This is a genomic window from Streptomyces sp. NBC_01264, assembly GCF_026340675.1.
Taxonomy (GTDB): Bacteria; Actinomycetota; Actinomycetes; order Streptomycetales; family Streptomycetaceae; genus Streptomyces.
Genome location: NZ_JAPEOX010000001.1, coordinates 2100926 through 2114198, shown reverse-complemented (window position 1 = coordinate 2114198; position 13273 = coordinate 2100926). Strand labels below are relative to the sequence as shown.

Genomic DNA, 13273 nt, shown 5'->3' with positions numbered 1-13273 from the left:
GCCCGCTCGGCGCACGCCGGAGGCGGCTCGGTGCACGCTGGCCCGCGCGCTGCCGGTCCGGACGCTGCCCGTGCCCGGAACACCCGCACGAACACCCGTACCACCGAGGAGACCCACCCGTGAGCGACCACCACGCCGAGCAGCACCCCGCGTGGAGCGAGCCCGACGCGCACGAAGCCCCGGCTCCGGTGCAGGCACACGTACAGGCGCCGGCCCCGGCCCCGCAGGGAACCGTCACCCCGGCGGACGCCGCGGACGCGGCCCGGCTCGTCGCGTTCGGGCTCCAGCCCAAGCTGCTGCCCGCCCGCGACGCCGAGTACGCCGAGCTGCTGCGCCGCTACCGCGAGGACCCCGCCTTCGCCCGGCTCGCCGACGCCGTCGCCACCGGTCTCGGCCTCGTCGTCCTGGAGGTGTCCTCCCGCGCCGGCATGGCCGTGGCCGCCGGTGAGGACTCCGTCTTCGCCGTCCGCATGGGCGACTACGCCCGCCGCACCACCGCCGACTCCGCGGACCGCTTCCTGCACGGCCTCGCCCACCTCGCCGTGGCGGCCCTGGCCTTCCCCCGCCCCGAGGACCTCGCCGACGACGGCTACATCGGCCGGATCACCGTCAACGGCGTCGACGCCTTCGTCCGGCAGACCTGCCGCCGCCTGGAGGAGCGCGCCGAGGAACTCGGCGAGAACACCGACCCGGCCTCCGACGCCCCCGGCCTGGAGGCCGCCTGGCGGGTCTACGCCCGCCGCAGCGCGACCGGCGCCACCAAGGACGCCCGCCGGCTGGCCGGTTCCACCACCGGCATCGTCGGCAAGGCCGCCGCCTTCCTCACCGACTCCGGCTTCCTCCAGCGCACCGGGGACGACGCCGGAGGCACGTACCGCACCACCCCCCGCTACCAGCTCCAGGTCCGCGACATGGCGGGCAGCGCGGCCATGGCCGAGCTCCTCGAGCTGGGCGTCGTCCCCGTCAGCGACGGCTCCGCCAGCCTGCTGCCGCCGCCCGAGGGCGACGACCTCGAACTCGCCGCCGACGCGGGCCTGCCCTTCCACCCCTGAGCCGACCCCGCCCGGCCATCCGGCCGCCCGCCACCCGTCCCCGTAGGACCTACGAAAGACCACGAGAGTCCGCCGCCATGTACGAGCTGTCCCGGATCCGCCTCTACTCCATCGGGCCCGCCGGCGCGCGCTACGCCGACACCGTGCTCGACCTGCGCGGAGTCGGCGAGCCGGTGCCCCATCCGGCGCCCACCCAGGCGGAGTTCTTCGAGGACGAGCCCACCGGCCCGCCGCGCCGCCCCGCGCCCGCCGGCGTGCTCTTCCTGGAGAACGGCGGCGGCAAGTCCGTCCTGCTCAAGCTGATCTTCTCGGTCATGCTGCCCGGACACCGCAACACCCTGGGCGGCGCCAGCTCCGGCGTCCTGCGCAAGTTCCTGCTGGCAGACGACTGCGGGCACGTCGCGCTGGAATGGCAGCACACCCAGACCGGCGAGTGCGTGGTCGTCGGCAAGGTCAGCGAATGGCGCGGCCGGCAAGTCTCCAACGACCCGCGCAAGTTCGCCGAGGCCTGGTACTCCTTCCGCCCCGGCCCGGGCCTCAGCCTGGACAACCTCCCGGTGGCCGAGGCCACTTCGGTGCGCCCGCCCGTGGAAGGCGTGTCCGGCGCCCAGGGGCGGCGCCGCACCATGAAGGGGTTCCGCGACGCCCTGACCGAAGCCGGCAAGGCGTACCCGCACCTCGAGGTGTACTTCGAGGAGATCCACGACCGCTGGAACGAGCACCTCACCGAGGTCGGCCTCGACCCCGAACTCTTCCGCTATCAGCGCGAGATGAACGCCGACGAGGGTGAGGCCGCCGGCCTCTTCGCGGTCAAGAAGGACTCCGACTTCACCGACCTCCTGCTGCGCGCCGTCACCGACACCCGGGACACGGACGGCCTGGCCGACCTCGTCCACGGCTTCGGCAACAAGCTCGGCCGCCGCGCCGAGCTGATGGCCGAACGGGAGTTCACCGCGGGCTCGGTGGACCTGCTCACGAAGATCGTCGAAGCCGCCGCCGCCCGTTCCCGGCTGCGCGACGTCCACGCCGGCGCCGAACGCCGTACGCGCACCCTCGCCCGGCGCCTGTCCGCCCGCGCCGGCGAGGAGCGCGGCCGCGCCGCCGACCTCGCGCAGCGCGTCACCGGCGCCGCCCACCAGGTCACCGCCGCCGAGTCCGCGCGCGCCCGCAGCGCCGCCGTCTCGGCCGAACTCGCCTACCGGCACGCCTCGCTCGCCCTGACCGTCGCCGACAAGGCCGCCGCCGCGCAGCGCCGCGAACTCCTCGAAGCCCGCACCCTGCACTCCGCCTGGCAGGCCGCCGAGCACGTCCTGCGCCACCGCTCCGCCGCCGACCGCTCCGCCCGCGTCGCCGCCGCGATCCTGGAGGCCGAGCGGGACGCCGCCCCGGCGCTCGCCGCCCGGGCCACCGCCGCCACCGAGCTCGTACGGGCCCTGCACGCCGCCGCCGAACAGGGGGAGCGGGCCGCCAACGAGGAGGAGGAGCGTTCCGCCGTCCTCCAGGAGACCGGCGAGGCCTCCCACCGCGCCGCCACCGCCGCCGCCACGGCCGCCCAGCGGGCCCGCAGCGAGGCCGACCACCTGCGCGCCCGCCTCGCGGAGGTCCAGCAGGAGACCGCCGAGGCCGTACGGGCCGGCTGGCTCGACGACTCCGCCCCCGACGCCGACCCGGCGCGCGCCGCCCTGGCCGCCGCCGACGCGGAGAAGACGGCCGTGGCCGCCTGGGACGAGTCCCGGGAGGCGGCCCGCGAAGCCGCCGGGGCCGCCCGCGAGGCCGCCGCCGCGGAATCCCGCGCGGAACTCACCGCCGCCCGCGCGGCGGACGCCGCCGACGCGGCCGAGGCCGCTCACGACGCCGAGTACCGGGCGGCCGAAGCCCTCGCGGGTGCCCCGCGCCTGGCGGCCCTGCTGGGCGCCCCGTCGGCCCCGCACCCCGGCTCCGGAGCCGGGTCCGGCGCTCCCGCCGGTACCGCCCCGACCTCCGGCCCCCTCGGCCCCGGCCAGGGCCACGGCTCCGGCCCCGGCGCCCCCGGGTCCGGCGGCGCCCCCGCCCCGCGGGAGTCCGTACACACCGGGGCCGGCGGCTGGCTCACCGTCGCGGACCTGGACCGGGGCGCCGACGACCTGCGCACCCTGCTCACCGACGGAGTCACCGCCGCCGAACGCCAGCTCTTCGACCTGCGCACCGCCGCCGCCGACGACTCCCGCATCCTCGGCGCCCTCGGCGACGGCGGCCTGCTGCCGCCCGGCCCCGACGTCCTGGCCACCGTGGAGTTCCTCGGCGAGCACGGCATCCCGGCGCTCCCGGGCTGGCGCTACCTCGCCCAGTCCGTGGACCCGGCCGACCACGCCGCGGTCCTCGCCGCCCGCCCCGAACTCGTCGACGGCGTGGTCATCACCGACCCCGACACCCACTCCCGGGCCCGCGAGGTCCTTTCCGGCGCCGCGCTGCTGCCCCGCTCCACCGTCGCCGTCGGCACCGCCGCGGCCCTGCTGGCGCCGGTCCCCCCGGCGGGCGACGCCTCGGGCTCGGGCATCTTCATCGTGCCGCCGAACCCGGCCATGCACGACGAGCACGCCGCCGACGAGGAGCGCCAGGCGCTGCGCGCCCGCGCCACCGCCCGCGACACCGAGATCCGCGAGCTCGCCGCCCGCCTGTCCGGCGACCGCGAGCTCGCCGCCCGCCTCCGCTCCTGGCGCACCGGCTGCCCGCCCGGCCGCCTCGCCGAGCTCGCGGAGCAGGCCGCCGCCGCCCGCGGCTTCGCCGAGGAGACCGACGCCGAGCTCGCGGAGGCCCGTACGGTACGCGCCGAGGCCGAGGAGGCCGCCACCGACGCCGCCCGGGTCCGCGACGAACGCCAGGACACCGCCCAGCGCGCCCGCCGCGTCGCCGACGCCCTCGCCGGCCTCGCCTACCGGCTCCGCGAGCGCGCCGGCTGGCAGACCAAGCTGCGCGAACTCGCCGACGACGCCGCCGAGTCCGAGGCCCGCGCCGAGGTCTGCCTCGACCGGGCCCGGGCCGCCGACGAGGACCGCCGCGCCGCCCAGCGCGCCGCCGACGACGCCCGCCGCACCGCCCGCGCCCTGCGCGCCGAGCGCGCCGAGATCGCCGGCGCCCCCGACCCGCTGCCCGAGGGCGACGGAACGGCCAAGGCGCCGCTCCCGGCGCTGCGCGAGGCCTACCGCGCCGCCTCCCAGCTCTACGAGAAGGTCGGTGTCGGCGCCGACCTGCGCTCCGAGCAGGCCCGCGCCGAGAGCGACGAGAGCGTGGCCCTCGCCGAACTGGACCGCCTCACCAACAAGGTCCGTACCCGCGCCGCCCAGCTCCTCGAAGGCACCGACGGAGCCGACGGCCCCTCCCGGCAGGCCGCGGCGGCCCGCGCCGAGGCCCTCGTACAGATGCTGGAGACCCGCGCCTCCACCGCGAGCGAGCAGCTCGGCCGGCTCCGCGGCGAGGCCGAACGGCACGCCCCCACCGAGGGCGAGGCCCACACCGAGCTGCCCGAGGAGCTGATCCCCGAGGACGTCGAGGCGGCCCAGGCCATGCTCCGCACCGCCACAGCGCAACTCGGCGCCCACACCGCCGCCGTGGAGTCCGCCCGCGCGGCCCACGCTGACCTGCTGCGCGCCCACCGCACCGCTGAGGAGGGCGCGGGCGGCTTCGACGAGACCGCGGCCATGCTCCGGGACCTCCTGCGGGACCACACCCACCCGGAGGACGAGCAGGAGCCGGTGGCCCACCCCGGCAGCCTGGAGGAGGCCCGCCAGTCGGCCACCGAGGCCCGCCGTTCGCTACGGGGCTGCGCCGCCGACCTGTCGGCCGCCGAGGCCGCCGTCCGCGAGGCGAGCGACATCCTGGTCCGGCACGCCAACGCCAACCGCTACGAGCAGGTGCGCACCCCCGCGCGCCAGCAGATCCGCGAACTGCCCGCCTCCGCCCTGCCCGAGCACGCGGCGGCCTGGGCCGTCGCCTTCGCCCCCCGGCTGCGCGTCCTCACCGACGAGCTGGCGCAGCTGGAGCGCAACCGGGACAGCATCGTGGACCGGCTGCGCGGCCTCGTGGAATCGGCCCTGGCCACCCTGCGCTCCGCCCAGCGGCTCTCCCAGCTCCCCGAGGGCCTGGGGGAGTGGTCGGGCCAGGAGTTCCTGCGCATCCGCTTCGAGGAGCCCGACCAGGCCACCCTCACCGAGCGGCTCGGCGAGGTCATCGACGAGGCGACCCGCACCGCGGTGAAGAAGAACAGCACCGCCTCCTTCGGCGAGGGCCGCCGCGACGGCATGTCGCTGCTGCTGCACGGGGTCTCGGCGGCGCTGGAACCCAAGGGCATCGCGGTGGAGATCCTCAAGCCCGACGCGGTGCTCCGCGCCGAGCGGGTCCCGGTGGGCCAGATGGGTGACGTGTTCTCGGGCGGCCAGCTGCTCACCGCCGCGATCGCGCTGTACTGCACGATGGCGGCGCTGCGCAGCAACGACCGGGGCCGCGACAAGCACCGGCACGCGGGGACGCTCTTCCTCGACAACCCGATCGGGCGCGCGAACGCCACGTACCTGCTGGAACTCCAGCGGGCCGTCTCGGACGCGCTCGGCGTCCAGCTGCTGTACACCACGGGCCTGTTCGACACCACGGCGCTCGCCGAGTTCCCGCTGGTCATCCGGCTGCGCAACGACGCCGACCTGCGCGCGGGGCTCAAATACATCAGCGTCGAGGAACACCTGCGCCCGGGCCTGCCCCAGCAGTTCACGGACGGGGAGACGATCCACGGCGAGATCACGGCGACCCGGATGTACCGCCGGAGCTGACCTCTCCGCCGCCGCGCGCACGGCTCGGCCCCGCCGGGCCGTTCCTTTCCGACGCGTCGCCGCCGAGCCGCAGCAGGGCACCGGCGCGGCCCCGCGGGCGCCTCAGCCCCGTCCGGTGCCCGTAGGCGGCGGCCAGATGCCCGTCGCCTCGCCCCGTACCGGTATGCGGGGCGGCAGCGGAGGTGCCGAGCGGGCCTCCCGGCGCGCCCTGCGGCGCTCGCGCCGCCGGCTCCGCGCCGTACTGCTGGGCTCCGAGAGGACTCCGTGGCGCTGGTTCCACGCCTGCCGGGTGATCAGCACGTCGAGCACGCCCCACGTGGCCACGACCGTCCCTGCTATCGCGCCCAGCGACAGCGGAAGGGCCAGCCAGGAGCCGGTGACCGTCAGGAAGAACGCGATCGTGGCCGCCGTCAGCGTCACGGCGACGATCAGCACCGCCCGCACGGCGGATCTCCGCACCGGGTCCGGCATGCGCCGCCGCCCGGTCGGCTGGTCCACCCACAAGGCCCGCCCGCGCGCCCCCCCGGGCCCCGCGCCGTCTCCGCCGGCGAGGCCGGCACCGTCGGCACCGTCGGCACCGCTCTCCTCGTACCTCTTCGCCATGGTCGGGTCCCTCCCCTCTCCGCAGCCGCTCATGCCCGCCCCGAACAGGTAGACGCACAAAGGGGCCGAGAGATTCCCGGATCCCGGACGCGCCGGACACCCCGAAGTGTCGCGGAACGAAGAATTCCAGCCATCCATTCCGCTACGGGAACCGAGGCCCCACAGAGTGTCATCTGCCGCATATCGGGCCGCACTTCCCCGGATCTATCGGACAACTCGTGATCTTCGCCCAGGGGGCAGGCCGAAAACGTCCGGACAGGCCTTCGAAGGTTCCCCGTGGCAGTAGTAGGCTCACGCCGTTTAAATGACGGAACACCAACCCCCGGTAACGGGGTTGAGCTGGGGAGGCTGGGGAGGCCATGCGCTTTCGCGGGAAGTCCATCCGCCGGAAGATCGTGGCGTTGCTCCTTGTGCCGCTCGTCTCCCTGACCGCCCTCTGGGGTTTCGCAACGGTGATCACCGGCCGCCAGGCCGTCCAACTGCTCGGTGTCGCCTACGTCATCGACAAGGTCGGCTACCCCGTCGAGGACGTCGTCCGCGTCATCCAGAAGGAGCGCCGCCAGACCCTCGTGGTCATCGGCGACCCGCGCGCCTCCAACGCCACCACCGAGCTGTCCAAGACCCGCGCGGCCACCGACGAGGCGGTCGAGAGGATCTCCGCCGACGCCCGGGACCCCGAGGTCCTCGACGAACTCACCCCGGCCACCGCCCAGCACCTGACCTCCATCCTCGAAGCCTTCCACGGCATCGGAGCCCTGCGCGGCGCGGTGGACGGGGGCTCCGTCGACACCAACCAGGCGCTGGAGCTCTACAACCGGCTCGTGGACCCCTGCTACGACTTCCTGATGAACCTCCACGCGCTCCAGGACGTGGAGATGGACAAGCAGGGCCGCGCCCTCGTCGGCGTCACCCGCGCCCGCGAGACGCTCTCGCGCGAGGACGCCCTCGTCGCGGGGGCCCTCGCCGCCCGCAACGTGAGCCAGGCGGACATCCGGCGCGTCTCCGACTTCGTGGCCAACCGCAAGCTGCTCTACGAGTTCAACCTCGCGATCCTCCCGGCAGCCGACCGGGAGCAGTTCGAGCAGTACTGGAACAATCCGGAGAGCCGCTCCCTGCGCGAGGCAGAGGAACGATTCCTCGTCCAGGGGCCGACCCACAGCCCGCGCAACGTGACCGCCGCCCAGTGGGACCACGCCGCCGGCAAGGTGCTCGAGGACCTCGCCGCCATGGGCACCGCCGCGGGCGACCGCTACCAGAAGCGCGTCGAGCCCGTCGCCATGGACGTCCTGGTCCAGGCCGCCCTCGCCGGGGTGCTCGGGTTCATCGCCCTCGTCGTCTCCCTCGTCCTGTCCGTACGCATCGGCCGCGACCTGATCCGCGACCTGTCCCGGCTCCGCAAGGAGGCCCACGAGGTCTCCGGCATCCGCCTCCCCGGCGTGATGCGCCGCCTGGCCGCGGGCGAGCACGTGGACGTGGAGACCGAGGCCCCCCGCCTGGAGTACGAGAAGGACGAGGTCGGCCAGGTCGGTCAGGCCCTCAACTCCCTCCAGCGCGCGGCCATCGAGGCCGCCGTCAAGCAGGCCGAGCTGCGCCGCGGGGTGTCCGAGGTGTTCGTCAACCTGGCCCGCCGCAACCAGGTGCTGCTGCACCGCCAGCTCACCCTGCTCGACACCATGGAGCGGCGCACCGAGGACACCGAGGAACTCGCCGACCTCTTCCGCCTCGACCACATGACCACCCGCATGCGCCGCCACGCCGAGGGCCTGGTGATCCTCTCCGGCGCCGCGCCCTCCCGCCAGTGGCGCAAGCCCGTCCAGCTGATGGACGTCGTACGGGCCGCCGTCGCCGAGGTGGAGGACTACGAGCGCATCGAGGTGCGCCGGCTGCCGCGCCTGGGCATCGCCGGCCCGGCCGTCGCCGACGTCACCCACCTCATCGCCGAACTCCTGGAGAACGCCACCGTGTTCTCCCCGCCGCACACGGGGGTCCAGGTCCTCGGCGAGCGCGTGGCCAACGGCTTCACCCTGGAGATCCACGACCGCGGCCTCGGCATGACCCCCGAGGCGCTCTTCGACGCGAACCTCCGGCTCACCGAGACCTCCGAGTTCGAACTCTCCGACACCGACCGGCTCGGCCTGTTCGTGGTCAGCCGCCTCGCGCACCGGCACGAGGTCAAGGTCCGCCTCCAGATCAGCCCCTACGGAGGCACCACCGCGGTGGTCTTCCTCCCCGTGGCCCTGCTGACGGAGGCTCCCGACACCAACGGCACCGGCATCCGGCTCGCCGGTGGCAGGGCGGCCGGCGGCCCGGTCGGCTCCGCCCGTCCGAAGGCCGTCGCCGAGCGGGGCGGCGGCGACCGCCGGCTCCCCGTCGGCGCCGAACTGCGCGGCCCCGTCGAGCTGGAGGCCCCGATCGGCATGCTGGGGCTGGACGAGCCCGTCCCGGCCCCGGAGGACGTCCCCACGGGCATCGCGGGCTCCACCGGGGCGATCGGGCTCACCGGGTTCTCCGGAGCCAAGGGGAGGCCCGCCATGGCCACCCTGGACGACGAGACCCCGCCGAACGGCATCTCGCGCAACTCCCTGCTCGGACTGCGCCCGGCCGGCCGGCCCCACACCGACAAGCACACCGACCGCGGTGGCCCCCGCAAGGGCGACCGCGGCGCGGACCGCATGGGCGAGCGGACCGCCGACGGCTCCGGCGACCGTACGGGCCTCTGGAAGGGCGACCGCTCCACCGACGCCCCCGCCGAGCGGTCCGGTGCCCGGCTCGGTGACCGCGACTCCACCCGGGAGGGTTTCCGCGACCGCAGCCGTGACCGCCGCGACCGCGACCACCGCGAGCGGGAGCCCCTGCCCCCCACCGGCCCGGTCCGCCTGGAACCGGCGCGAGCGGAATCCGCCCGCCCCGACGGCGCCCGTTCGCCCGGAGCCGTCCCGCTCCCGCGCCGCCGCCCGGCCCCGACCCTGGTGGCCGAGCACGGCCGCCGCGTGGAGCCCCGCCCGGTCTCGGCCGTCCCGGACGCCCAGGCGGGTCCGGGACCGACCGGCCCGGCGCACCCCGTCGCGGCGCCCCCCGGAGCGACCCTGCCCCGCCGGATCCGCCAGGCCAGCCTGGCGCCCCAGCTCAAGGACGGCCCGGCCCGGGCATCCGCCGAGGCCGCCGCCGACCAGGTGGCCGACCGTGACGCCGAGGAGGTGCGCCGGCGCATGTCCTCGCTCCAGCGCGGCTGGACCGCGGGCCGCGACCACCAAGCCCGACAGCAGGCGGAACGGACCGGGCAGACCGGGCCGGCCGCCGACCAGACGCAGCACGCGCAGCCACACGCACCACACCAGTCCGTGACCGAGGCCGGCACCCCTGCCGCCACCGGTCCCGGATGCGAGAGCGAAGGGGACGGTCCATGACCGCACCGCAGTCCGGCAACGACACCAGGGGCCGTGGCTCCGGCCCCCTCAACTGGCTCCTCGACGAGCTGGTCGACCGGGTCGCCAGCATCCGCAAGGCCGTGGTCCTCTCCGGGGACGGCCTGCCCACCGGCAGTTCCAAGGACCTCACCCGGGAGGACAGCGAGCACCTGGCCGCCGTGGCCTCCGGTTTCCACAGCCTCGCCAAGGGCGTGGGCCGCCACTTCGACTCCGGCCGCGTCCGCCAGACCGTGGTGGAGCTGGACGAGGCGTTCCTCTTCGTCATGGCGGCCGGCGACGGCAGCTGTCTGGCGGTGCTCGCCGACGCCGACTCCGACGTCGGCCAGGTCGCGTACGAGATGACCCTCATGGTCAAGCGGGTCGGTGACCACCTGGCGACCGCCCCGCGCACCGGGCTGCCCGCCGGAGGGTGAGTCGGAAGGCATGAGCGATCCAGGCCAGGAGTACCCCGTCCACGTCCCCGGCACCGCCGGCGACGCCGCTTCCGGGTTCGAGGCGGCGGCCGGCCAGTGGTTCGACGACGACGCCGGTCCGGTGGTGCGTCCGTACGCGATGACCCGCGGCCGGACCAGCCACGCCGGACAGCACCGCCTCGACCTGATCGCGCTGGTGGTCGCGGAATCCGCGGCCGACGACCCGGTCTGGGACACGACCCTGTCCCCGGAACACGCCGACATCCTCGGGCTCTGCCTGCTCCGCCCGCAGTCCGTCGCGGAGATCGCGGCCGAACTCGACCTCGCGGTCGGGGTCGTACGCGTCCTGATCGGCGACCTCGTCGACGACGAACTGGTGCACGTGACCCGGCCGGTCCCCCCGGCCGAACTGCCCGACGAATCCATTCTGCGTGAGGTGATCGATGGCCTTCGGGCGCTCTAGCCGCACCGGCGCCATGCATGCCGTGACGCCGGTCGAGCCGCTGACCCTGAAAATCCTGGTCGCGGGCGGTTTCGGGGTGGGCAAGACCACCCTGGTCAGTGCGGTGAGCGAGATCAGACCGCTCCGGACGGAGGAACTCCTCTCCGAGCCGGGCCGCGTCGTCGACGACACCCGGGGAGTGGAGGGCAAGAGCACCACCACGGTGGCCATGGACTTCGGGCGCATCACGCTGCGCGAGGACTTGGTGCTGTACCTGTTCGGCACCCCCGGACAGGACCGCTTCTGGTTCCTGTGGGACGAGCTGGCCCAGGGCTCGCTCGGCGCCGTCGTCCTCGCGGACACCCGGCGGCTCTCCGACTGCTTCGCCGCCGTCGACTACTTCGAGCGCCGCGAGATCCCCTTCGTGGTCGCCGTGAACTGCTTCGAGGGAGCCGAGCAGTACCCGGTGGTGGCCGTACGGGCGGCCCTGGACCTCACTCCCGAGGTACCGGTGTTGCTGTGCGACGCACGGGACCGGGAATCGGTGAAGGACGTCCTCGTCGGGGTCGTGGAGCACGCGATGACCCTGGCCAGAGCCCGCCGCCAGAAACTGACGGCGCCCTAGGGCGGCGCCCTGGGACGGTGCCCGAGAACGCGGGCCGTTCCGGCCGGGCCGTGACATGGAGGCGGCCCGTACCCCCGCCGACTGGGGTACGGGCCGCAGCTCTCATGGGGGGATCCGGGAGTCCCGGTCGCGGCGCGGGACCGTGGGGAGAGTGTGAACCCGCCGCTGGGGGCCGTCAAGCGTTCGGACAGCAGCCGCTGTTCAGCGGCCCACCCGGAGCAGAACGGCGGCCGCGGGTACCGCTCAGCGCACCGCGACGACCGCCGATCCGTGCCCGAACAGCCCTTGGTTCGCGGTGATTCCGGCCCGCGCCCCCGCCACCTGCCGCTCTCCGGCCGTGCCCCGCAGCTGCCAGGTCAGCTCGCACACCTGGGCGATGGCCTGCGCGGGCACCGCCTCCCCGAACGACGCCAGTCCACCACTGGTGTTGACGGGGATCCGCCCGCCGAGCGCGGTCGCGCCCTCGCGTACGAGCTTGGCCCCCTCGCCCTCGCCGCACAGGCCGATGTCCTCGTACCACTCCAGTTCCAGCGCGGTCGACAGGTCGTAGACCTCGGCGAGCGAGAGGTCGTCCGGCCCGAGCCCCGCCTCCTCGTACGCGGCCCGCGCGATCGAGGCCCGGAAGGAGCCGGACCCCGCCACCCCGGCCGTCACCGAGTCGGTGGCGATGTCCGGCAGGTCCAGGACGGTACGGGGATACGTGGGCGTCACCGTGGACACGGCCCGGATCCGCACCGGGTCCGCGGCCCCCCGCGAGCGGGCGAAGTCCATGCTGCTCAGCACGAGCGCCGCGCCCCCGTCGGAGGTGGCGCAGATGTCGAGCAGCCGCAGCGGATCGGCCACGATCGCCGAGGCGGCCACCTCCTCGGCCGTGACGGCCTTGCGGTAGCGGGCGTTCGGGTTCAGCAGACCGGCCGCCGCGTTCTTCACCTTGACCTGCGCGAAGTCCTCGCCGGTGTCCCCGTACAGGGCCATGCGGCGCCGGGCGTACAGCGCGAAGTACGCCGGGTTCGTGGCCCCCAGGATCCGGAAGCGCAGCCAGTCCGGGTCGTCAGGCCGGTCCCCGCCGGCGGGCGCGAAGAACCCCTTCGGGGCGGCGTCCGCCCCGACCACCAGCACCACGTCGGCGAGCCCGGCCAGGATCTGCGCCCGGGCCGCGCCGATGGCCTGGGCGCCGGACGCGCAGGCCGCGTACACGCTGGTCACACGGGCGCCCTGCCAGCCCAGCGCCTGCGCGAAGGTGGCTCCGGCCACGTAGCCGGGGTAGCCCGACCGGACGGTGTCGGCCCCCACGATGGACTGCACGTCGGTCCAGTCCAGCCCGGCGTCGGCGAGCGCGGCCCGCGCGGCGGCCCGTCCGTACTCGACGAAGCTGCGGCCCCATTTGCCCCACGGGTGCATGCCGGCCCCGAGGACGGCGATGTCGGTGCTCACCGCTCCACCTCCACGGGCCGGAACTGCCAGGTGGTCCAGGCGGTGCCGTCCGGTCCGTCGGAGTCCACGTTCAGCACGCCGCCGACCACCTCGACCTCCATCCCGACCGCCAGATCGCCGACGCCCACCCCGGGCACCGTCTGCCCGAGCACGACCATCCCCTCGGCCTCCAGCTCCACCGCGACCAGGGTGTACGGAGTCCAGGGCACCTCCGGGTCGGACACGTACGGCGCGGGCGGCCGGTACCGCCCGTCCGTGTAGGACCAGACCCGGCCGCGCGGGGACAGCGGGGTCTCGTCGAGCTCGCCGCCGCCCGGGCAGTGCGGATTGCGGCAGTACGCGTCCTCGCGCGGGAAGAACACGGCGGCGCAGGCGGAGCACCGGGTGCCGAGCAGGCGGAACCCGCCGTCCGCGCCGTCCCCGGTGAACCACCCGCTGACCACGGGTGTGCGTGTGCGTTCCAAGACCCCTCCCGAA

At 75.2% G+C, this 13273-nt stretch carries 9 protein-coding genes; 6 read left to right on the top strand and 3 right to left on the bottom strand.

Annotated elements, in window-relative coordinates; translation table 11 throughout:
- Positions 1–119: 119 nt before the first annotated feature.
- Both OG435_RS09605 and OG435_RS09600 read left to right on the top strand, forming a co-directional pair.
- Positions 120–1052 (top strand): hypothetical protein, encoded by a 933-nt coding sequence (locus OG435_RS09605; protein ID WP_266876401.1) that lies wholly within the window; start codon positions 120–122, stop codon positions 1050–1052.
- 77 nt (positions 1053–1129) lie between these two features.
- Positions 1130–5851, top strand: a complete 4722-nt coding sequence (locus OG435_RS09600) for a hypothetical protein (protein ID WP_266876400.1) — start codon at positions 1130–1132, stop codon at positions 5849–5851.
- A 102-nt stretch (positions 5852–5953) separates the two neighbouring features.
- Here the strand turns inward: OG435_RS09600 and OG435_RS09595 are convergent, their stop codons facing one another.
- Positions 5954–6454, bottom strand: coding sequence for a hypothetical protein (locus OG435_RS09595; protein WP_266876399.1), 501 nt, complete (start codon positions 6452–6454; stop codon positions 5954–5956).
- Between the two features lie 359 nt (positions 6455–6813).
- Here OG435_RS09595 and OG435_RS09590 point away from each other — a divergent pair, with 359 nt between their 5' ends.
- From OG435_RS09590 to OG435_RS09575, 4 genes are read left to right on the top strand one after another with little or no spacing between them, the layout of a single operon-like run.
- On the top strand, positions 6814–9861 hold the full coding sequence (locus OG435_RS09590) for a sensor histidine kinase (RefSeq protein ID WP_266876398.1): 3048 nt from the start codon (positions 6814–6816) through the stop codon (positions 9859–9861).
- Positions 9858–10295, top strand: coding sequence for a roadblock/LC7 domain-containing protein (locus OG435_RS09585; RefSeq protein ID WP_243341589.1), 438 nt, complete (start codon positions 9858–9860; stop codon positions 10293–10295). The genes OG435_RS09590 and OG435_RS09585 overlap by 4 nt, the downstream gene beginning before the upstream one ends.
- A 10-nt stretch (positions 10296–10305) precedes the next feature.
- Complete coding sequence (locus tag OG435_RS09580; protein ID WP_266876397.1) at positions 10306–10758, top strand: DUF742 domain-containing protein; 453 nt, start codon at positions 10306–10308, stop codon at positions 10756–10758.
- Entirely contained in the window at positions 10739–11362 is a 624-nt protein-coding gene (locus OG435_RS09575) for a GTP-binding protein (RefSeq protein WP_266876396.1), read from the top strand. Before OG435_RS09580 ends, OG435_RS09575 begins: the two co-directional genes overlap by 20 nt.
- Before the next feature lie 243 nt (positions 11363–11605).
- On the opposite strand, the gene OG435_RS09570 is transcribed toward OG435_RS09575, so the two are convergent.
- Both OG435_RS09570 and OG435_RS09565 read right to left on the bottom strand, forming a co-directional pair.
- Positions 11606–12796 (bottom strand): lipid-transfer protein, encoded by a 1191-nt coding sequence (locus OG435_RS09570; protein WP_266876395.1) that lies wholly within the window; start codon positions 12794–12796, stop codon positions 11606–11608.
- Positions 12793–13260, bottom strand: coding sequence for a Zn-ribbon domain-containing OB-fold protein (locus tag OG435_RS09565; protein ID WP_266876394.1), 468 nt, complete (start codon positions 13258–13260; stop codon positions 12793–12795). The genes OG435_RS09570 and OG435_RS09565 overlap by 4 nt, the downstream gene beginning before the upstream one ends.
- Positions 13261–13273: the final 13 nt, after the last annotated feature.